General features: G+C 58.6%; 20 protein-coding genes. 6 read left to right on the plus strand and 14 right to left on the minus strand.

Annotation, left to right across the window (positions count from 1 at the left end; all coding sequences use genetic code 11):
• Positions 1-130 precede the first annotated feature (130 nt).
• Positions 131-1,042 (minus strand): helix-turn-helix domain-containing protein, encoded by a 912-nt coding sequence (locus ACFOSS_RS00840; RefSeq protein ID WP_377149936.1) that lies wholly within the window; start codon positions 1,040-1,042, stop codon positions 131-133.
• 170 nt (positions 1,043-1,212) lie between these two features.
• Between ACFOSS_RS00840 and ACFOSS_RS00845 the strand changes: the two genes are divergently transcribed.
• Together ACFOSS_RS00845 and ACFOSS_RS00850 are read left to right on the plus strand one after the other, a co-directional pair.
• Positions 1,213-2,118: a DMT family transporter gene (locus ACFOSS_RS00845; protein ID WP_377149938.1), complete on the plus strand. Its 906-nt coding sequence runs from the start codon at positions 1,213-1,215 to the stop codon at positions 2,116-2,118.
• Between the two features lie 84 nt (positions 2,119-2,202).
• Entirely contained in the window at positions 2,203-2,523 is a 321-nt protein-coding gene (locus ACFOSS_RS00850; protein WP_377149940.1) for a hypothetical protein, read from the plus strand.
• 89 nt (positions 2,524-2,612) lie between these two features.
• On the opposite strand, the gene ACFOSS_RS00855 is transcribed toward ACFOSS_RS00850, so the two are convergent.
• The 6 genes from ACFOSS_RS00855 to ACFOSS_RS00880 all read right to left on the minus strand — a co-directional run bounded on the left by ACFOSS_RS00855 (position 2,613) and on the right by ACFOSS_RS00880 (position 5,008).
• On the minus strand, positions 2,613-3,179 hold the full coding sequence (locus ACFOSS_RS00855) for a nucleotidyltransferase family protein (protein WP_377149942.1): 567 nt from the start codon (positions 3,177-3,179) through the stop codon (positions 2,613-2,615).
• Positions 3,169-3,447, minus strand: a complete 279-nt coding sequence (locus ACFOSS_RS00860) for a hypothetical protein (RefSeq protein WP_377149944.1) — start codon at positions 3,445-3,447, stop codon at positions 3,169-3,171. The genes ACFOSS_RS00855 and ACFOSS_RS00860 overlap by 11 nt, the downstream gene beginning before the upstream one ends.
• A 35-nt stretch (positions 3,448-3,482) precedes the next feature.
• Positions 3,483-3,863 carry a nuclear transport factor 2 family protein gene (locus tag ACFOSS_RS00865; RefSeq protein WP_377149946.1) on the minus strand — a complete coding sequence of 127 codons (381 nt, stop codon included), beginning with the start codon at positions 3,861-3,863 and terminating at the stop codon, positions 3,483-3,485.
• 66 nt (positions 3,864-3,929) lie between these two features.
• On the minus strand, positions 3,930-4,091 hold the full coding sequence (locus ACFOSS_RS00870) for a hypothetical protein (RefSeq protein WP_377149948.1): 162 nt from the start codon (positions 4,089-4,091) through the stop codon (positions 3,930-3,932).
• Between the two features lie 3 nt (positions 4,092-4,094).
• Positions 4,095-4,487: a VOC family protein gene (locus ACFOSS_RS00875; RefSeq protein ID WP_377149950.1), complete on the minus strand. Its 393-nt coding sequence runs from the start codon at positions 4,485-4,487 to the stop codon at positions 4,095-4,097.
• Between the two features lie 131 nt (positions 4,488-4,618).
• Positions 4,619-5,008 (minus strand): DUF4870 domain-containing protein, encoded by a 390-nt coding sequence (locus tag ACFOSS_RS00880; RefSeq protein WP_377149952.1) that lies wholly within the window; start codon positions 5,006-5,008, stop codon positions 4,619-4,621.
• Between the two features lie 385 nt (positions 5,009-5,393).
• On the opposite strand from ACFOSS_RS00880, the gene ACFOSS_RS00885 reads away from it, so the two are divergent.
• The gene (locus ACFOSS_RS00885) at positions 5,394-7,388 is read left to right on the plus strand and encodes a methyl-accepting chemotaxis protein (RefSeq protein ID WP_377149953.1); all 1,995 of its coding nucleotides are present in this window, start codon (positions 5,394-5,396) and stop codon (positions 7,386-7,388) included.
• A 27-nt stretch (positions 7,389-7,415) separates the two neighbouring features.
• Here the strand turns inward: ACFOSS_RS00885 and ACFOSS_RS00890 are convergent, their stop codons facing one another.
• From ACFOSS_RS00890 to ACFOSS_RS00900, 3 genes are all read right to left on the minus strand, one after another.
• A complete protein-coding gene (locus tag ACFOSS_RS00890; protein WP_377149955.1) occupies positions 7,416-7,952 on the minus strand; it encodes an acyltransferase in 537 nt (178 codons plus the stop codon).
• 118 nt (positions 7,953-8,070) lie between these two features.
• A complete protein-coding gene (locus tag ACFOSS_RS00895) occupies positions 8,071-9,330 on the minus strand; it encodes a tyrosine-protein phosphatase (RefSeq protein WP_377149957.1) in 1,260 nt (419 codons plus the stop codon).
• 657 nt (positions 9,331-9,987) lie between these two features.
• Positions 9,988-10,869: an AraC family transcriptional regulator gene (locus ACFOSS_RS00900; protein ID WP_377149959.1), complete on the minus strand. Its 882-nt coding sequence runs from the start codon at positions 10,867-10,869 to the stop codon at positions 9,988-9,990.
• Between the two features lie 170 nt (positions 10,870-11,039).
• On the opposite strand from ACFOSS_RS00900, the gene ACFOSS_RS00905 reads away from it, so the two are divergent.
• A complete protein-coding gene (locus ACFOSS_RS00905; protein WP_377149961.1) occupies positions 11,040-12,197 on the plus strand; it encodes an iron-containing alcohol dehydrogenase in 1,158 nt (385 codons plus the stop codon).
• Positions 12,198-12,266: 69 nt separating this feature from the next.
• Here ACFOSS_RS00905 and ACFOSS_RS00910 read toward each other — a convergent pair whose 3' ends face one another.
• Positions 12,267-12,668, minus strand: a complete 402-nt coding sequence (locus tag ACFOSS_RS00910; protein WP_377149963.1) for a GFA family protein — start codon at positions 12,666-12,668, stop codon at positions 12,267-12,269.
• 295 nt (positions 12,669-12,963) lie between these two features.
• Between ACFOSS_RS00910 and ACFOSS_RS00915 the strand changes: the two genes are divergently transcribed.
• On the plus strand, positions 12,964-13,578 hold the full coding sequence (locus tag ACFOSS_RS00915) for a hypothetical protein (protein ID WP_377149965.1): 615 nt from the start codon (positions 12,964-12,966) through the stop codon (positions 13,576-13,578).
• A gap of 59 nt (positions 13,579-13,637) precedes the next feature.
• Here ACFOSS_RS00915 and ACFOSS_RS00920 read toward each other — a convergent pair whose 3' ends face one another.
• Together ACFOSS_RS00920 and ACFOSS_RS00925 are read right to left on the minus strand one after the other, a co-directional pair.
• A complete protein-coding gene (locus ACFOSS_RS00920; protein WP_377149967.1) occupies positions 13,638-14,924 on the minus strand; it encodes an MFS transporter in 1,287 nt (428 codons plus the stop codon).
• Positions 14,925-15,021: 97 nt separating this feature from the next.
• Positions 15,022-15,930: a LysR family transcriptional regulator gene (locus tag ACFOSS_RS00925; protein ID WP_377149969.1), complete on the minus strand. Its 909-nt coding sequence runs from the start codon at positions 15,928-15,930 to the stop codon at positions 15,022-15,024.
• Positions 15,931-16,053: 123 nt separating this feature from the next.
• Here ACFOSS_RS00925 and ACFOSS_RS00930 point away from each other — a divergent pair, with 123 nt between their 5' ends.
• Positions 16,054-17,334, plus strand: coding sequence for an MFS transporter (locus ACFOSS_RS00930; protein ID WP_377149971.1), 1,281 nt, complete (start codon positions 16,054-16,056; stop codon positions 17,332-17,334).
• A 73-nt stretch (positions 17,335-17,407) separates the two neighbouring features.
• Here ACFOSS_RS00930 and ACFOSS_RS00935 read toward each other — a convergent pair whose 3' ends face one another.
• Positions 17,408-18,373 carry an alpha/beta hydrolase gene (locus ACFOSS_RS00935; protein WP_377149973.1) on the minus strand — a complete coding sequence of 322 codons (966 nt, stop codon included), beginning with the start codon at positions 18,371-18,373 and terminating at the stop codon, positions 17,408-17,410.
• Between the last annotated feature and the right edge of the window lie 90 nt (positions 18,374-18,463).

Raw genomic sequence — 18,463 nt, forward strand, 5'->3', positions numbered from 1 at the left:
TAAAAAATGGACGTTATTCTAGAGCCTCCATCGCTGAGGTCCAGCAATATAACGCATTGATTCTGTTAATTTTCCATATTATTGAAACGTTTGCTTGTCGCGCGTATGATCTGGCGGTTTGTCTGTGGCTTCAGCGCCAGAAAACCTGCTTTTCTGCTGTTGCCAAATGACCACTTAACTGCCGGAATTGCCCCGGAGCCAGCCCCAGCCAGCGGCGGAAGTGTCGCGACATCAGGCTGACACTGGTAAAGCCACAATGCTGCGCCACCTGCAGCAGATCCGCGGCCGGATCCCGGCTGAGCCAGGCACGCGCCTTGAGCAGACGTTGCTGCAACAACCAGGCATGGGGCGGCATGCCAAAGCTCAACTTGAACATGCGGGCGAAATGAAATTCAGACAACGCCACGGTCGAGGCCATGTCGGCCAGGGTCAATGTCTCGCCAAGATGGTGGTCCAGCCATTCGTGCAGCACCCGCTGCTGATAGGGGGACAGGCCGCCCTTGAATGGCTGCAAACCTCGCCTGGCCTGGGTCTGCAGCAGGTAGGCGGTCATCTCCTGAGTTAGCGTCTGGGCCGCGAGGCGTCCCAGGTCCTGCTGCCAGTCCAGCTGGTTCAGCTGCCGGCAGGCGTGTGCCAGGGCGTGGTCGTCGATATAGGTGCGATCGGCCAACACTATGCTGCGCGGTTCGCAGTCAAACAGTTCGACAATCTGATGGGCCAGGTATTGCGGGGTGAAGTACAGATGCAGGAAGTGAATGTAGCCGCCGACTTGCCAGTACGACTCGTGCTCGGCAGGTAACAGACAGAGTTTTCCCGGCCCGCCACGCAGTGAAGGCTGATCTCGCCGCCGTATCTGTTCGCCTCCGTGCAGATAGCAGGAGAGGGTATGGTGTCCAGGTTGCTGGTAAGCCGTATCCTGAAGCGTATGCCGTTGCCAGCAGGCGACGTGCACACCGGCGCTGATAACCGCATGCCGCTCCAGATCAGCCCGGGTGGCGGTCAGCTCCTGCATGATGCGCGGTGATGCGATGGTAAGGGACATGGCTCAGTTTCAGACGTTGGATGGGATCGACTGGCAGTGTAACTGTTTTGTCGCGGCGGGCCATCGGCGCCAGCGCGGCGCTGGCAAAAAAGCGCAAGAACAGACAAACCGGTCATCAGGTTATCGGGCATGCTGGCCCCTGTACTATCGACCTGAGTGAGGAGTAGTCGATGACCTGGTTTCTCTATCTGACGACGGTTGCTATCTGGGGAACCACCTGGCTGGCGTTGAAATGGCAACTCGGGCCGACGGCTATCCCGTTTTCCATTGCCGGCCGTTTTTTATTGGCCGCCGCCTTGTTGTTGGGGTTTCTCTGGCTGAGTGGCCGCGTGCGGGTGCCTCAGGGCCGTATTTTGCGCTTGGTACTGCTGCAGGGGCTGCTGCTGTTCTGCTGCAATTTTCTCTGTTTCTATCAGGCCAGCCACTGGCTGCCCAGTGGTCTGATCGCCGTGATCTTTTCTACCTCGACGCTGTGGAATGCCCTGGCCGCGCGGTTAGTGCTGAAACGCCAGGTGGCGTCTCGTGTCTGGTATGGTGCTCTGTTTGGACTGGTCGGGCTGATGGCCTTGTTCTGGCCACAACTGGTGAATACGCAGGCACATGCCGAGACGCTGCAGGGGTTGGGGCTGGCCTTGCTCGGCACCTTGTGCTTCTCCACGGGCAATCTGCTCTCCGCTCGTCTGCAGAGTCTGGGGGCGACACCGCTGCAGACCAACGGTTGGGGCATGCTGTGCGGCGCCACCCTGTTGCTGCTCGGGGCGTCAATCAGTGGTGTCGAGTATGTTCCGGATCCATCGCCGCGCTACTGGTGGGCCTTGGGGTATCTGGCGTTGTTCGGCTCTGTCGTCGGCTTCACCAGTTACCTGATGCTGGTTGGGCGTCTGGGGCCGGAGCGGGCGGCCTATTGTACTGTGTTGTTCCCGGTCGTCGCGCTTAACCTGTCGGTGTGGTTCGAGGGGTATCAATGGGCTCCGGTGGCGGTGCTGGGTCTACTGAGTGTCATGTTTGGCAACCTGCTGGTGTTCTGGCGCGGACGCCTGCCGTTTGCTGTGCACGCAGAAAACGGTAGCAAATAGCTTCGAATGCTTGGCTTGCACGGCTATTCTGGCAAACTTCGTGCATTACACTTGAGGTGTCAGCCAAATGACAGGAACAGTAAGATGAAAAGCACACTATCTGGCGTTGTGATTGCGATGGGACTGGTGGGTGCATTGACGGCCTGCGATATCGGCCCCGCCGAAACACCGCCGCAAAACAAGGGCAATGTCAGTGTAACGGCCAATGAAGGGCGCCTGGTCGGGCGTGGACGCATGGTGGTGGACGGTCACGTCGTCGAGGTGCAGGTGGGGCGGGTGCGAATTGACAGCGTCGACTATGGTCCTGTGACCTCTGATTCCGAGATCTATTTCCGCAGCAATGGCAGTTATCGTCAATTGCTGGTTAATGGTGAGCAACGCGGCCCGACGCGCAAGGCCAAGTGAGCGTTGTGCTGGCATGCTGCGGCAGGCAGGCAGCACTGTGATGCGGGCGTGTTGCAGAATGAAAAGCACAGCGCAGGTATCGGTTGGCGTTATGCCTGGATATCCATGACACTCAGCTCAGGCCACAGTGTTAACCACTGTTTGGTCGTCAATCTCTGCTGGAACAGCTGCGGTGGGCGACATGGATTCGCGGTGATCTGTCCTGCAAACAGGCTGCGCAGGCCAAAGGGCGCCATCACTTGCCAGGCGGATTGGGTGGGCAGGTAACGCACGGCAATTGCCGTTTCACACTCTGGCCAGAAGCGCATCGCGTCGCCGCTATTGCGATAGGGCGCATGACCATGTCGCTTGTGCATCAGCGCCTGATTTTTCACTTGCCAGCGCCACTGGGGCGCCTGCTCCTGCAGCCATTGCTCGGCGGCCCTGCCCAACGCGCCCTCGTGGTCGGTCGCATCAAAATACAACACATCAATGTCATTGACGGCAGAGGCGGGGCGTTGATGCAGGTGATCCCAGACCAGATTACGCAGTGCACCTGCGGCCACCCAAGCGTCAGGCAAGGCGAGCCGAGCGACCAGGCGCACCAGTGCAGCCCTTTGCGGTGTCTGCAACAAAAGCGAAATCAGGCGCCACTGTAACGCTGCATCAGGAAGCATCCGGCTGACACCATTTCTGCCATTTTTGCTGCGGATCCAGATCTTGGCCTGCAACATCCGGTAACTCCCAGGCGCGGATGCATTCACTCTTCGGGGCACACCATTGATATCCGGCCGAGCCGATACAACCATGCGCATCCCGGTCGCCACCAACGGCTTGGGGGGGTTCTGGTGCCGGGTCTTGCGGGGCGTTTTGCGGCGTGTCCTGCGGCTGACAACCGGTACCGAGGAGCAGACTGAGCAGCGGAACTATCCAGGTTACTTTCATTGCCATTCTCCCTAAAGGAACAGTGGGGCTGCGGGTTAGCAGGGTTCGAGATCCACCCATTCACGGCGCCAATCCGGTGGCGGGTAATCCTCCGGCCAGTATTCAACCTGGCGCGCTATCTTGCCGTCGGCAATGTAATGAAAGGTCAGCATACGAAACAGCCGTTCCCCGTCATTGACGGCCACTTCGGTGAAGATCTTCTCGTCATCACCTTGCAAGCGACACAGCAGAAACTGCATGGGCCCGGGGGCGGGATTGCTCTTGTGCAATCCGATGAAGTTATCTCGGCCAACAATCTGCTCGCGGGTCTGGGGACAGTCGCAGACATAGTCATCGGCAAACAGGGTTGCGGCGGTGTCGTAGTCACACCTGGCCATCGCCTGCCAGAAGGCAGAGACCAACTCTTTAGCGTTCATTGCCAGCTCCGAGGCATTCAGGTCCGGTTAGCATAGACCCAAGCAAGGGGTGAAATCGAGTCCATTTTATTCCTTCACTTCGGCCGGCAGCGGTGCCGTGTGTGGCGCTGAAACTTCGGCATGCTGTGTCCTGACAGGCGCCGTTGCGGGCGAATGTTGCAGATAGAAAAAATAGATCTCCCACAACAGCAGGCCAATCAGGAGGGGTAACAGGCGGCGTCGTAACATGCTTTACTCCGCTAGATGGCAGACCACACAGAGCTTGTTGCCGTCCGGGTCGCGAAAATAGCAGCCGTAGTAGTCGGCATGGTATTCGGGGCGTAATCCCGGCCGGCCCTCGCATCTTCCTCCCAGGCGCAGTGCCAGCGCATGTGCCGCAGCGACCTGAGGTCGGCTGCTGGCGTTGAATGCGACCATCTGTCCGTTACCTGCTGCATGTGGAGCGCCATCAAACGGGCGGCCGAGCAGCAGCAAGGGGCGCGGTCCCGGATGTGATTGCCAGCCTGCCCAGGGGCGTTCCGGCTCGCAAAAGCGCAGGCCAACTCCCAGCAGTTGCATCAAGGGTTCGTAGAAGGCGAGTGCGCGGTCAAAATCACTGACGCCAATAAATATATGGGAAAACATGCTGCTGCTCCGCTCGAGAAGAGTGTCCAGACCTGAGTCGATCTGGTGCAGGAGAGTGGGGCCTCGTAAAAAAAGAGGCGACGGGCGCCTCTTTTTTCGGTGGAACCTGGTTGCCACCACGTGACGGTGTCTTACTTCAACAGACGCAGCGTGAACGGCACGCGGAAATCGTTGCCTTTGGACGCGCCAATGGCACCCATGATGCAAAATACCAGATGGCAAATTCCCAACACCGGGAACAGCAGGACACCGATCAGGATAAAGCTCAGAATGATGGCGGCAACATAACCGATGATGGCGGTGATTGACCAGTTCAGCGCTTCTTTGGCCTGAGCCTGCACATAGGCATCCTCTTTCTTCACCAGATAGAGGATCAGGCAGGGAATAAAACCGAAGAACAGGGTGCCAATCCAGTTCAGTAACGCCATGTTCTTGGAGTCCTGACTGATGCTCTCTGCACTCGCCATGCTAGTGGTCGTAACAGGTGCGGTGTCCGGGCTGGTATTTTCAATTTCACTCATAGTGTGGCCTCTCCGTGGTGGTTTTTAACGCAGGGCATGGCGTCACAGGGACGTATGCCTTGTCGGTTTGATGCAAAGCAATTGAATTTTCAACGAATGATGCTATCCCAGCCCGGTCGTGAAAAACATGGCCTCATTCGGAATATGTTGTAAAAATCGATCTATCACTCGGTTTTCTGTCGCGATGTGACGATGTTAGCGGCGGTTATGCGCCGCCATGATCCTTTTGCTGCTTATTGGTGCCTCATCACGCGCGCTTCAACCAAGGAAAGAAGGGCATGCCCTGCCATGGGGCAGGCGAAGTGGTGCAAATGGGCAAGGTGGCGTGGTTGTTGCAATGCCCATGTCATTGCTACTCCTTTTCCCGTTTATGAGACTGCCCCCCATGTTGTTTGCAAATCAATGGACGATTGCCCGCAAGATCAACGCCGGCAGCTTGCTGGCCTTTGCATTGGCTCTGCTGAGCATCACGCTGGTCATTGAGACCAAGGTTAAACCGGATCTGATCGAGGAGCGTCAGACGATGCTGGAGACCAGCCAGCAGGACATGCTGTCCCTGCTCGGCGCCAAGCTGCAACAAATCCAGCAACTGACGGCCACTCTGGCGACACAAAGCCAGCTACTCCCGAAAGAGGAGGCACTGTTCAAACAGCTGTTTCCGCCCGTAATCGACAACCACGGTGACCAGACCATCGCCGGTGGTGGTATCTGGCCTGAGCCGCAGATGTTCACGCCTGGCGTGGCGCGGCGTAGCTTCTTCTGGGGGCGCGATAATGGCCAGCTCAAGTACCTGGATGACTACAATGCGCCCACTGGCAACGGCTACCATAACGAGAGCTGGTATCAGGTGGGTCGACAGGGCCAGGATGGGCAGTGCAGCTGGTCTGCGGCTTACACAGATCCGTTCACCAAGACACCGATGATCACCTGTACCGTAGCGATGCGGGCTAACGGCCAGTTTGCCGGTGTCGCGACCGTAGACATGATGCTTGATGGCATCGCCGAACAACTGGCCCAGTATGGCGAGGCGCAGGGCGGCTATGCCTTTGCTGTCGATCAGAGCGGCCAGGTGATCAGTTTTCCTGGTGACCTGGCCAAGCCCGATGCGGCCGGCAACTTGCTGCCGCTGAGCAAGCTGGTGGAGCAGCAGCCCTGGCTGGCCCCCGTGTTGTCCGCCAGCGTACAGCCACAAGCCGCGCTGACACTGCCCCAGGATGCGGTGCTGGGTGAAGAAGCCTATGTCAGCCTGCACCGGCTGCCGGCCAGCGGCTGGACCATCGGGCTGGTGGTGCCCAAAACGCACATGACCGAGGTGGCACGCCAGATGGGGTGGTTTTTGCTGCTGGCGGTGGGCGCGACCCTGGCCGTGATGCTGCTGGCCGGGCAGTGGTTCCTGCACGGCGTGTTGCGCAGCTTGCGCCAGACCACGGCGCAGATCCAGGCGCTGGCTTCCGGCAGCGGTGATCTGGACCGGCGTTTGTCGGTGCTGCATCAGGATGAGGTGGGGGCCTTGCGTCAGGCCGTCAATGACTATGCCGACAAGCTCAAGCAGATACTGCAACGCATTCAGGAGGCCGCCGGCACTTTGCTGACCGAGGCCACCGAGCTCAACAGCTTCAGCAGCCAGTTCCGTCACAAGGCCCATGAACTGCGGGATGAGAATACCCTGTTGGCGACCGGGGCCCACGAGATGGGGGCGACGGCGCAGGAGGTGGCGCGCCATGCCATCGACACCCAGCAGACGGTAGCCCAATTGCACCAGGCAGTGAAGGGCAGTGGTGAAGAGATGGATCAGGTGATTGGCACCATGCAGGCGCTGACGACGGTGATCCACCAGGCGCGCGAGGCGATCGGTCAGCTGGAGCAGGACAGTGGCCAGGTCAGCAACATGCTTGGCGTGATCCGGGACATTGCCGATCAGACCAACTTGCTGGCGCTCAACGCCGCCATCGAGGCGGCGCGGGCCGGTGAATCGGGACGCGGTTTTGCCGTCGTCGCCGACGAGGTGCGCAACCTGGCTGCCAAGAGCCAGCGTTCGGCGGTGGAGATTGAACAGGTCCTGTCCAGACTGCAGAGCACATCGCGTCACTCGGTGGCTGTGATGGGGCAGGGTCAGCAGGAGACCGACAAGGCGGTGGCGATTGCACGTCTGACGCACGAACATCTGCAGTCGGTGGTCGCCGCGTTCGGCGAAATCACCGAGCGGGCGACCCAGATTGCGGTGGCCGCGGAGGAGCAGGATCGGGTCACCCAGGAGATGGGCATGCAGTTGCAGAAGCTCAATCAGCTCACCGACGGCAATGCCGACAACGCCAGTCAGCTTAGCCAGATGAGTGATGTCCTCGCCGATGTGGCGGGTCGTCTGACTCACCTTGGTTAAGACGGTTGCCCTGGCCCCCTGCGGCCGTTATGCCTGGTCGCCCTCGGAGTCTGAGGCAAAGCGCCGCGACAGCCGGGCCGGGTTGCCCAGATAGGTGTCGGGCTGGGTGATATCGCGGGTGACCACGGCCCCGGCGCCAATCACCGCCCCGCTGCAGATCCGCACCGGCAGTATGGTAGCGTTGGAACCGATGGTGACGCGATCACCGATCTCGGTTCTGCCCCAGCTGGCCGGATCGGGATTGGGGGCGCCATTGCGGAACAGATCGTTGGCAAACATGACGCCATGACCGATGAAGCAGTCATCGCCAATCGTCACGAACTGGCAAATAAAGCTGTGTGACTGGATACGCGTGCGTTTGCCGATGCGCACCTGGGACTGGATCTCGACGAACGGACCGATAAACCCATCGTCGTCAATCTCGCTGCCATACAGGTTGACCGGTTCGACCACGCGGACACCGCGCCCAAAGCGCATGTCGCGAATGCCACTGCTCAGGCAGTGCGGGCTGAATGATTCGTCTGCTGCGTGTTCATGTATGGGGGCGTTACTGGCAGTCGTCATGGTTGGCTCCTTCAGGTTTTTCCCTGTTTAGAGCCGCTACGCTTTTCTGGCAAGCCTGCAGGCGAGAAAAATGTGAGGCGAGTAAAAGGACGGCCAGCGCACTGGCCGTCATATCGGGTTACTTCAGCTTGGCCTGCAAGGCATCAATTTGTGCCTGGGTCAGATAACTGTTGCTGATCAGATACTGGCTCATTGCCTGTTGCAAATTGACACTGCTGTCATCCAGGTCGACCTGCAGCATTTTTTCGAAGGAGTATTTCAGCAACTTGTAGTCGCGGAATTCCTTGATCGCCATGTTGTTGGAGCTTTGATAGTCGCTGACGATGTCATTCCATGACGCGCCCATCAGCGATGCAATCACGGCTGAGAACACACCGGTGCGGTCCGTGCCGAGACGGCAGTGAATTTCGAACGGCGCCTGGTTGCTGTCGCTGATGATGAACTCGACCACCTGCTTGATCCAGCCACCAAATTTGGCACTGTCCGAGGCGAAATAAACGGTGTTGTAATCCGCCTCTGGCAGATAAAGGTTATGTCCGCCGTCAATAATGGCCTGATGGTATGCCGAGATCGTTTCGTTCTTGCTGGCATCTAGGGTTGCAGTTTCATCCTTGTACAGGGTGATCACGCTCTGGACTCCATTCTGCTCCATATACTGCTGCACCAGCGCGACACGGGTATCTTCGGTGTCATACTGGGAGCGTGATTTTTTGAACGGATGGTAGGAGCGGAATAACTTGCTGGTGCCGGGAACCTGGCGGAAGTTCGCAATCTTGTGTTTATCTTCTTCGTTATTCAGATCAAAGTCCGCCAGCAGTTTGACGGTGTTGGCGATCACTCGGTTAGCATTGATCTGCGCCATGTCGTCGCCAGGATACACCACGATATGATTCCGATCGCCACCACCGGTAATATACTCTTCCGGCGTGGTGGTGGACATATTCAGCCAGGCTTCTTTGGCTGCCGTGCCATCCACAGTACCCGTGACAACAAATTTAAACTCTGGTTGTCCACTATTTCCCGGAATTGCAACCAGTTTGCTTGGTAACGATAAATACCAGATACCTTCATCAGTCTGGCTCTGGGTCATCACAAAGCTATTGTTTTTGCTCCAGCCGTTGAATGAGCCGCGTACATCCACTTCATCAATCTGGCTGACCTTATTGGCATCGAGCTGATCTTGCTGCGTCGCCATATCAAAAATAAACACAGTGGTGGTGTCATCCGGAGCGACACCGCGCACACGGACATCGTCAGTCAGCGTGGTCGGGACATCGCTTTTCGGTTGGGTTGTCGTGTCATCGTCGCTGCTGCCACAGGCACTGAGTGTTAGCACGCTGGCAAGCAGGCAGAGTGCCAGACTGATTCTGGAGTTCATGATTTGTTCCTTGGTTGCTGTTTTGTTTTGTGATTGTTAAATGTTTGTTTATATTGTCTTTTTACTCAATTAACGGCTGCATCATAGTGAAATGGCTGGCGTAAATTTGACCGTGCCATCACGGTTTGGAGCAATCATTCAGCCGTTTGCGGTTTGATAGCATTTTCAATGCGCTGTGTTTCGATCGCGGCTTGCCGTGGGGCGTCTTGTACCGCACGAGAGTCGAGAGGATTCTTTAAACAAGCAGACAATCAGACAATCAGACAATCAAATGATTAAATGATTAAATAATTAAATAATTAAATAATTAAATAATTAAATAATTAAATAATTAAATAATTAAATAATTAAATAATTAAATGATTAAATGATTAAATGATTAAATGATTAAATGATTAAATGATTAAATGATTAAATGATTAAATGATTAAATGATTAAATGATTAAATGATTAAATGATTAAATGATTAAATGATTAAATGATTAAATGATCAAATAAACAAATAAACAAATAAACAAATAAACAAACAAGCTAATAAATTGATGAAATAACCTGCTGAATGAATAGGATGCTAATGGCTGTCTGGTCAATCGGCTACCCAAGTGACGAAATAACCGCAAGGAAGCATAACAGGGATGCGCGAGTGCTTTATTCCATCACCGCTGATCACCGCGCGGATTATTTTGAAAATGCCGTTTGTATTCGCGACTGAATTGCGAGGCGCTGTTATAGCCCACCAGAACGGCGGCTTCGGCGATACCGCGCCCCTGCTGCTGGATTAATTCACGCGCCCGGTTTAAGCGGATCTGTTTCATGTACTGCAACGGCGAAACCCGGGTGACCTGGCGGAAGGCGCGGTGAAACGACGACACACTCATATGTGCGTCGCTGGCCAGCGCTTCTACGGTCAGTGCGGCGGCGTAGTCGCGATGCATACGGCCCAGCACCCGTGCGATGCGCGCATAGTGACTGTCGTGACGCACCAGCTCCAGCAGGACATGGGCATTGGGTCCGGTCAGCACCCGATACAGGATCTCCTGCAGCAGCCCGGGGCCGAGGATCGCCGCCTCGACATCATTCTGCAATGCCTGCAACAGGCGCAAACAGGCCTGATTCAGAGCGTCGGACAGTGCCACACTTGAGAGGCCGCACTCAATGGCGCTACAGCCGGTTAATGGCTGTCCCTGCGGGAACAGCTGCGCCACCATGGCATGCAACTGCTGCAGATCAACATCCACCGCTAATCCCAGAATCGGCTCACCACCGTCACTGAATGCCTCGCACTCCAATGGCAACGGAACACCGACCACCAGATAGGAGCCGGGCCCGTATGCCATTTGTTGTTCACCCATATGGATGATCTTGTGCCCCTGGCCCATGATGATGATGCCGGACTGGTAAGTCAGCGGCTGGCGAGCGTTACCGCGACTGGCACGAAAAAAGCGCACGCCGGGCAGTACGGTGGCGGTGGAACCTTCCAGCTCATTCAGACCGCGGGCGGTGACAAACTGTTGCATGGCTTCGGCCAGCTCGCGCATGAAGACTCCTTGGCACAGACGCCAGGTTGACAGGATTAGGCAAGATTTCGCGACAAATATCGCTTACCCGGGACAACTCTGGCAACTAATATGTCATTCGTCTGCCAGTCATCGCTTACCGCATCACGCCGTAAGCCGACCGGTTCACTCTGTTTGCATGGGGGCATCCGATGAACAACTTTACCTACTTCAACCCGACCCGTATCCACTTTGGCCAGGGGCAGATCGCCAAGCTGACCGAAGAGTTACCGGCCGAAGCCAAGGTGCTGATCACCTATGGCGGCGGCAGTATCAAGAAAAATGGGGTGCTGAAACAGGTGCATGCCGCGCTGGCCGGCCGCCATTATGTCGAGTTCGGCGGCATCGAGGCCAATCCGCATTTCGAGACGCTGATGCAGGCGGTCGAGGTGGTGAAGGCCGAAAGCATCGACTATATCCTCGCTGTCGGTGGTGGCTCGGTCATCGATGGCAGCAAGTTCATCGCTGCCGCGGCCCGCTATGAGGGCGATGCCTGGGAAATCCTGCAGACCTATGGCAGCAAGATCCGCGATGCCGTGCCGCTGGGTACCGTACTGACGCTGGCCGCCACCGGCTCGGAGATGAACAACGGCGCCGTGATCACCAAGGCCGAAACCCAGGACAAGCTGTTCTTCTTCTCGCCGTTCGTGCAGCCGCGCTTTTCGATTCTGGATCCGGAGACCACCTATACCTTGCCGGCGCGCCAGATCGCCAACGGTGTGGTCGATGCCTATGTGCATACGCTGGAGCAGTACACTACCTATCCGGTGCAGGCCAAGGTGCAGGATCGCTTTGCCGAAGGGCTGCTGCGTACGCTGATCGAAGAGGGGCCGGCCGCGCTGGCGAATCCGCAGGATTATGATGTGCGTGCCAACCTGATGTGGACCGCCACCATGGCGCTGAACGGCACCTTGAGCACCGGCGTGCCGACCGACTGGGCAACCCATATGATCGGCCATGAGCTGACCGGCCTGTATGGCCTGGATCACGCCCAGACGCTGGCCATCGTCCAGACGGCGGTGTGGAAGCACAAGCTGGCCGCCAAGCAAGCCAAGCTGGCGCAGTATGCCGAGCGGGTGTTTGATGTGCATGACGGCAGCGAAGCCGACAAGGCGCAAGCCGCCATTGCGCGTACCGAAGACTTCTTTACGGCGATGGGCAATCCGGTACGGTTGTCGGCCTATGGTCTGGGCGACGAGGTGATCGATGCCGTGGCTGCCAAACTGACGGCCCACGGCCACACTGCGCTCGGTGAACACGCCGACATCACCCCGGATGACGTCAAGCAAATCCTGCGTCTGGCGCTGTAAGCCGGCTCGCCACGCCAGAAACGACAACGCCACCGTAAGGTGGCGTTGTGCTATCTGTGTCAGTGCGGTCTAGGCGGTAGGGCGCTCATTAAAGCAGGGCAGGCCGTCGTGGATATGATCCCATTGTGCTTTCGAGGCGACAAAGATGTGGGCCCCCGGGCCCTGCTCCAGCGGCGTGTCGAGCGAGCCCAGGCGCAGCACCATGATGCCGGTGCCGGGTCGCACACTGACCATCGGGCTGCCACACTGGCTGCAGAATCTACGGATCAGACCCGTTTCCGGGTTGTGGTAATCGCTCAGCAACGCCTCGCCGCGGGTGATGTGAAACGCTTCCGGGGCAATCAGCGCATTGGCGGCATAGGCCGATCCACTGGCCTTGCGACAACGCTGGCAGTGACAGAAATAGCCCTTGCCGATCTCAGCGTCGAGGCGGTAGGCGACGGCACCACACAGACAACTTCCTTCGTACATCGCGATTCTCCTGGTCTGGTTGAGACGCACAGGGAGGGAGCCCCGGCGCTGGAGATCCAGTGTGCGCAGACGGCGAGGAAAAGTAAACGCCGTCTCAACGGCTGCGCGAAGCCGCTGGTGGCGCCGGGTTTGAAACCTGTCTGTTCAATGTCTGTTTACTATCGCCGCGACTACACTTGCTCTGGTACACCTCTGGCTGACAGGACGCCTCTGGACCTAGTCCGGCTTGGCCGAAAGGTGACAGAACGCTTGCTCGCGTGTCGTGCGCGCCCATTGACAAGAAAAGGGAATACCCATGATGAAGACGATGCCCCTGCTGTTGACCCTGTCCCTGCTGGCCACCGCGCCGGCTCATGCCATTAACGCCAAATACCGCGAGCAGCTGGAACGTTCCGGCTGTACTCAGGTCAGCGAGCTGCAGGGCTGTGATATTCACAAGAGCAAGGCGGAAAATGCCAAGGCCGGCTTCGTGACCGACGCCACGCCGGCGGCGACTCAGGCCGCGCCAGCCCACGGCAAGGCCAGTTATCAGCAGCAGCTGGAGCGCTCCGGCTGCACCCAGGCCAGTGAGTTGCAGGGCTGTGATATCAGCAAGAGCAAGGCGGAAAACGCCAAGGCCGGCTTCACGACCACCTCGACCGCCCCGGCGGCCAGCACTGGCAGTCCCTATGCCGGCGAGTGGATCGCCACGTTTCCGCAGACTGGGGCGACGGTGGCCAAGATCCGCATTGATGCCAAGGATCAGGTCTGGGTCAACGGCAAGAAGGTCAAGGCGAAGAAGAGCGACGGCGGCCTGATGTTCCGCGACGGCATGGTCTCCTACTTCATTCAGGGCGATCGTCGCCTGCAGAATCAGGATTACTGGACCGATACCGATGCCGGCTCCAAGGGGCCCATCAACGCCCAGTGAGCGTTGCCCTGATTGTCTGAATCCGCATCGCCCTGCTCTGCAGGGCGATTTTTTTGCCATCAGCGCGGGATATCCACCTCGGCCTCATCTTCCTGATGACCGGTAATCGGTTCGCTGTCTGGAGTGCGAGGATCCAGCTCACCCGCCAGCGGGGTATTGGCTGCCATCGGCATATAGCTCTGCTGGTTGTCGGCCGAAACCGGCAGGCGCTGCTTCTGGCGCCAGAACAGGAATAAGGCCAGGGCACCGCCGCACGTGGCAAAGTAGACAAACAGCGCGGCCGTACTGGTGTACTGCATCGCTTGCGAGGCGAGCAGCGGCCCGGTCATGGAGCCGAGGCTATAGGCCAGCAGCATGCCCTGATTGGCGCTGACCATCTGCTCAGGTGTCAGTTCGTCGCACGCCTGGCTCAGACTGATGGGATAGAGCGAAAACGCCAGGCCACCAAACAGAAAGATGATGCTGGCGCGCAGTGTGCTCCACGGCAACTGGCTGGCCAGCAGCATCAGCAGACTCAACAGCAGCAGACCAATACCCAGGGCGGCCAGAATCCGTCGGCGGTCGACCCGATCTGACAGCCGGCCCAGCGGGTATTGCAACAACATGCCGCCGAGGATCACCAGCGCCATCAGGTTGGCCACCGCCTCTAGGGCGCGACCGTTGGCGGCAAAGTAGAGCGGCAAGAGACCATAAACGCCCCCCAGAATCAGACCTGAGGCGAAGCAGCTGCCAACCGCCGACGGTGTCAGCCGCGCCAGCGACAGCAGACTGATGTTTCGTCCGGATTCGGTTTGTGGCAAGGGGACCCGGGTCAGCGCCAGGGGGAGTACCGACAGCGAGGCACTGATGGCCGCCAGCGCAAACGGCGATAACTGTAACGGATCGATATAACGCAGCAGCCACTGGCCGGCAGCCAGGCCGCCGTAGAGCAGGATCATGTACACCGCCAGCAGCCGGCCGCGGGTCGCCGCTGAGCTGGAAACCAGCATCCAGGACTCGATGACGACAAACAGACCGCCGGTGGCAAAGCCGCCGAGCAGACGCAGACCGCTCCAGATGGCCGGATCGACCAACAGGCCGTGACATAGCGCCAGCACCGCCAGCAACGAGGCATAAGCGGCGTAGGCGCGGATATGGCCGATGCGACGGATCAGGCGCACATTGACGAAGGCACCGATCACCAGACCGGCAAAATAGGCACTGCTGACTAGCCCAATCCAGCCGGCGGCGACCCCTTCGGCATTCAGACGCAGCGTCAGCAGGGTTGACAGCAGACCATGGCCAACGATGAAAATCAGCAGGCTGAGCAGCGGGGAGAGGACGGTCGGCGGGATAAAAGCCAGCATCGAAGGCTCCTTCTGGTAACGGCAACAGATGGACGGTGCAGGGCAGGCGCCTGCAGGGAGACCTTATTACATTTACCGTCCGAGCACAAAACGTTGCTTAAACAGAGAGCAGGGGGGGCCGCTGGTCGTTCAATAGCGCGATGAAGTGGCGTGCCGGAGCGCTGAGTTCGCGGTGGCGAGCCCAGACCAGCCACATCTCGGAGATAGCATCATCCTCCTCCAGTGGTAGCCAGCTCAGCTCGTCCAGCTGCAAACGCCGGTACGACGCAGGCAGCAGCGAGACGCCAAGCCCGGCAGCCACCAAACCGAGAATGGTCATCGCTTCACCGACCTCCTGTGTCACATAGGGGCGGATAGCATAGCGGCGCAGCAGGCCGAGAATATCGTCATACAGCCCGGTGCCGGCTTGCGGATCGAAGAAGACGAACGGCTCGTTTGCCAGCTCCCGCAGGCTGATGCGTGAGCGCTTGGCCAGCGGATGACGCTGGTGCACCAGCGCCAGCAGCGGCTCGCGCAGGGCAACCTGCCAGCACAGCGTCTCCGGCAGCGGCGTGTTGCGCATCAGCCCCAGATCCAGGGTTCCATCCCCCAGTGGGCCTATCTGCTCACGAGTGTGACTCTCGACGGTCTGAATATGCACGTCCGGGTAGCGCTGGCGATAACGCGACAGCGCCTCGGAGACGATACGAATAAACGGGGCCGAGGCGGTCAGACCGAGACGCAACTCGCCGGTCTCGCCCTGATGCAAGCGGGCGGCACGGGTGGCTGCGATCTCGACCTGGGCCAGCACCTGTCGTGCATCGACCAGGAACTGGCTACCGGCTGCTGTCAGGCTGACGCTGCGGTTAGTGCGTGCTAGCAGACGGGCGCCAATCTGTTCCTCCAGTGCCTGGATCTGCTGGCTCAATGGCGGCTGGGAGATGTTCAGACGCGCCGCGGCGCGGCCAAAGTGCAACTCTTCGGCAACGGCGATGAAGTAACGCAGGTGACGCAGCTCGATATTCATATCTATAGCGTATCAATTCAGACTATTAATATATTGGACGAAATAATAGCGGCTTTTTACCCTGACGCCAGGCTTTCCCCGTTGCCGTTGTCTCACGGGCCATGTCATTGCAAGGAAACTGTTGTGCGTCCTCAGTCTGTTGTCTCTGCTGCTCCGCTGATCACGACCGCGCGGCCCTCAGCGGCTGACTTGTTGCACACCACCCCGGTGAGTGCTCACTCAGCCGTTTACATCCAGCGTGGTAGCCGTGACTTCTGGCGAGTCACGCTGGCGCTGTTTGCCGCCGGTTTTGCTACCTTTGCGCTGCTGTACTGCGTGCAGCCGATTCTGCCGGTGCTCTCCCATGCCTTTGCCATCTCGCCGGCGACCAGCAGCCTGTCACTCTCCGGAGCCACCGTCATGCTGGCGCTGGGGCTGCTGGTCAGCGGGCCGCTTTCCGATGCCTTCGGCCGCAAGAATGTGATGGTGACGGCGCTGCTGCTGGCGTCATTGTGTACCCTGATTGCGGCGCGGATGCAGAGCTGGCATGGCATCTTGCTGCTGCGCATGTTGACGGGGCTGGCCTTGAGCGGGGTCGCCGCCGTGGCCATGAGCTATCTGGCCGAAGAGATCCACCCCTCGCAAGTGGCCTTTGCCATGGGGCTCTACATCAGCGGCAACTCCATCGGTGGCATGAGCGGCCGCCTGATCTGTGGCGTACTGACCGATGGTTATGGCTGGCGTGTCGCTCTGACCGCCATCGGCTGTTGCGCCTTGGCCTCCGCCCTGCTGTTCTGGAGGATACTGCCCGCTTCGCGCCACTTCCGGCCGCTGTCGCTGCGGCCGCGATCCTTGCTGCTCTCCTTGCATCTGCACTGGCGGGACGCCGCGCTACCCTGGCTGTTTGTCGAAGGGTTCCTGCTGATGGGGGCCTTCGTCACCCTGTTCAACTACATCGGCTACCGCCTGATGGCCTCGCCCTGGCACTTAAGCCAGGCACTGGTCGGTCTGCTCTCCGTGGTCTACCTGACAGGGACCTTCAGCTCGCCCAAGGCCGGGTTGATGACCGCACGCTTTGGTCGCGCCCCTGTGCTGATCGGTTTTCTCGGGCTGATGCTGGTGGGGCTGCTGCTGACGCTATTGCAGGCGTTGTGGCTGATTGTCCTCGGCCTGCTGCTGTTTGCCGCCGGCTTCTTTGCCGCGCACTCGGTGGCCAGCAGCTGGATTGGCCCGCGGGCGCGCCGTGCCAAGGGGCAGGCTTCAGCACTCTATCTCTTCTGCTACTACCTGGGCTCCAGTGTGGCCGGCACTATCGGCGGCCTGTTCTGGCACTCGTTTGGCTGGCTTGGCGTCGGCGGCTTTATCGCCGCCCTGCTGAGCCTGGCCCTCATCGTCGGCTGGCAATTGCAGCGCAGGGTGGGGTGAGGGCGGGATGAGGTTGCCGCTCCAAGGCGGGCAGATTGTTCTGCCCGCTTTTGTTCCCGCCACTAGCACTCACTTAGCGGATGATATGCCGCCGGTTGGTGACATCCGTGACAGAGACTCGGCCGCTTTGAATCGACTCGAACAGGTGCTCGAATACCTTGCCCGGTTTGCCCTGTTCATCCTCCAGAAAATAGGAGTGGCCCTTGGGATTGTCATAGCGGTTGTTGAGATCATCGCAATCGATGGCGTAGACATTCGATGGCATCTTCTCCATCGATTCGGGGCCGGTGTGGCCTAAGCGGCGCGAGGCGACCTTGTTTTTCAGGTTGGAGATCTTGCTGGCGCGCAGTGCCAGATCGTCCGAGGCGTAGTAGACGCTGACATTGCGTGATGCCTGACAGATCAGGCGGCCATCCTGATCGGCCTCCAGCGACTCATTAACGATGTCCGCCGCCATCAGAATGGTGTTGCGAAACAGCAGTGGCACGCCGTTGGCCAGATAATCCTTGTTCCAGACGCGCAGTGTCTCGCGCAGCACGCGGTTACCCATCGAGTGAGCCAGCAGGTTGATTCGTTTCAGGCATGGTACCGCCTCCTGCGTCGGTGACTCGCGCCACTGCATGAAGAACTGTAGCGCCCGGCCGAAGGCGTGGGCACTCATATCGGCGGAAGCCTGATCGTCCCAGTAGTCCTTGACGATGCCCGCATCGTCATCACAAGGCCAGATCACCGGAATCACCTCGACTAGCCCCTGCTCCTTGCTATCGAACAGCGCCTGAAGTTTCTGGGTTCGCGGAAAAATATCCGGCTCCGGCAGATTGGAGAAACCGTGAATAAAAAGCAGGATCTGCTGCGCTTTGAGTTGCTTGATGCGGCCAAGCCACTGCTGTGATCCCAGCTCGATATAGTGGTCCTTGCCGAGTCGCTCACAGCAGTAGATGGAATTTGACGGGGCGTTTTTTTGCAGATCGAACGCAAAAGGCCGGTCGATTATCGTCTGAATGTCGCCTTGCGGCTCGCGGTTGGTAATAAATAACATGATGTGCTCCAGATCTTCTGATCGCGGGTGCCATGTGCACGCGGTAACTGATGGCAGCAACAAACCGGGACGACGATGGCGCCAATGGTG

Origin of the sequence: Pseudaeromonas sharmana (assembly GCF_042649925.1) — a bacterium.
GTDB lineage: Bacteria > Pseudomonadota > Gammaproteobacteria > Enterobacterales > Aeromonadaceae > Pseudaeromonas > Pseudaeromonas sharmana.

Coding starts and splice junctions, on each gene's coding strand:
- ACFOSS_RS00885 (WP_377149953.1), top strand. CDS start 5,394: ATGTTGTTTGCAAATCAATGGACGATTGCCCGCAAGATCAACGCCGGC.
- ACFOSS_RS00880 (WP_377149952.1), bottom strand. CDS start 5,008: ATGAGTGAAATTGAAAATACCAGCCCGGACACCGCACCTGTTACGACC.
- ACFOSS_RS00870 (WP_377149948.1), bottom strand. CDS start 4,091: ATGTTACGACGCCGCCTGTTACCCCTCCTGATTGGCCTGCTGTTGTGG.
- ACFOSS_RS00840 (WP_377149936.1), bottom strand. CDS start 1,042: ATGTCCCTTACCATCGCATCACCGCGCATCATGCAGGAGCTGACCGCC.
- ACFOSS_RS00905 (WP_377149961.1), top strand. CDS start 11,040: ATGAACAACTTTACCTACTTCAACCCGACCCGTATCCACTTTGGCCAG.
- ACFOSS_RS00910 (WP_377149963.1), bottom strand. CDS start 12,668: ATGTACGAAGGAAGTTGTCTGTGTGGTGCCGTCGCCTACCGCCTCGAC.
- ACFOSS_RS00845 (WP_377149938.1), top strand. CDS start 1,213: ATGACCTGGTTTCTCTATCTGACGACGGTTGCTATCTGGGGAACCACC.
- ACFOSS_RS00925 (WP_377149969.1), bottom strand. CDS start 15,930: ATGAATATCGAGCTGCGTCACCTGCGTTACTTCATCGCCGTTGCCGAA.
- ACFOSS_RS00865 (WP_377149946.1), bottom strand. CDS start 3,863: ATGAACGCTAAAGAGTTGGTCTCTGCCTTCTGGCAGGCGATGGCCAGG.
- ACFOSS_RS00915 (WP_377149965.1), top strand. CDS start 12,964: ATGATGAAGACGATGCCCCTGCTGTTGACCCTGTCCCTGCTGGCCACC.
- ACFOSS_RS00900 (WP_377149959.1), bottom strand. CDS start 10,869: ATGCGCGAGCTGGCCGAAGCCATGCAACAGTTTGTCACCGCCCGCGGT.
- ACFOSS_RS00895 (WP_377149957.1), bottom strand. CDS start 9,330: ATGAACTCCAGAATCAGTCTGGCACTCTGCCTGCTTGCCAGCGTGCTA.
- ACFOSS_RS00935 (WP_377149973.1), bottom strand. CDS start 18,373: ATGTTATTTATTACCAACCGCGAGCCGCAAGGCGACATTCAGACGATA.
- ACFOSS_RS00920 (WP_377149967.1), bottom strand. CDS start 14,924: ATGCTGGCTTTTATCCCGCCGACCGTCCTCTCCCCGCTGCTCAGCCTG.
- ACFOSS_RS00850 (WP_377149940.1), top strand. CDS start 2,203: ATGAAAAGCACACTATCTGGCGTTGTGATTGCGATGGGACTGGTGGGT.
- ACFOSS_RS00860 (WP_377149944.1), bottom strand. CDS start 3,447: ATGAAAGTAACCTGGATAGTTCCGCTGCTCAGTCTGCTCCTCGGTACC.
- ACFOSS_RS00855 (WP_377149942.1), bottom strand. CDS start 3,179: ATGCTTCCTGATGCAGCGTTACAGTGGCGCCTGATTTCGCTTTTGTTG.
- ACFOSS_RS00875 (WP_377149950.1), bottom strand. CDS start 4,487: ATGTTTTCCCATATATTTATTGGCGTCAGTGATTTTGACCGCGCACTC.
- ACFOSS_RS00890 (WP_377149955.1), bottom strand. CDS start 7,952: ATGACGACTGCCAGTAACGCCCCCATACATGAACACGCAGCAGACGAA.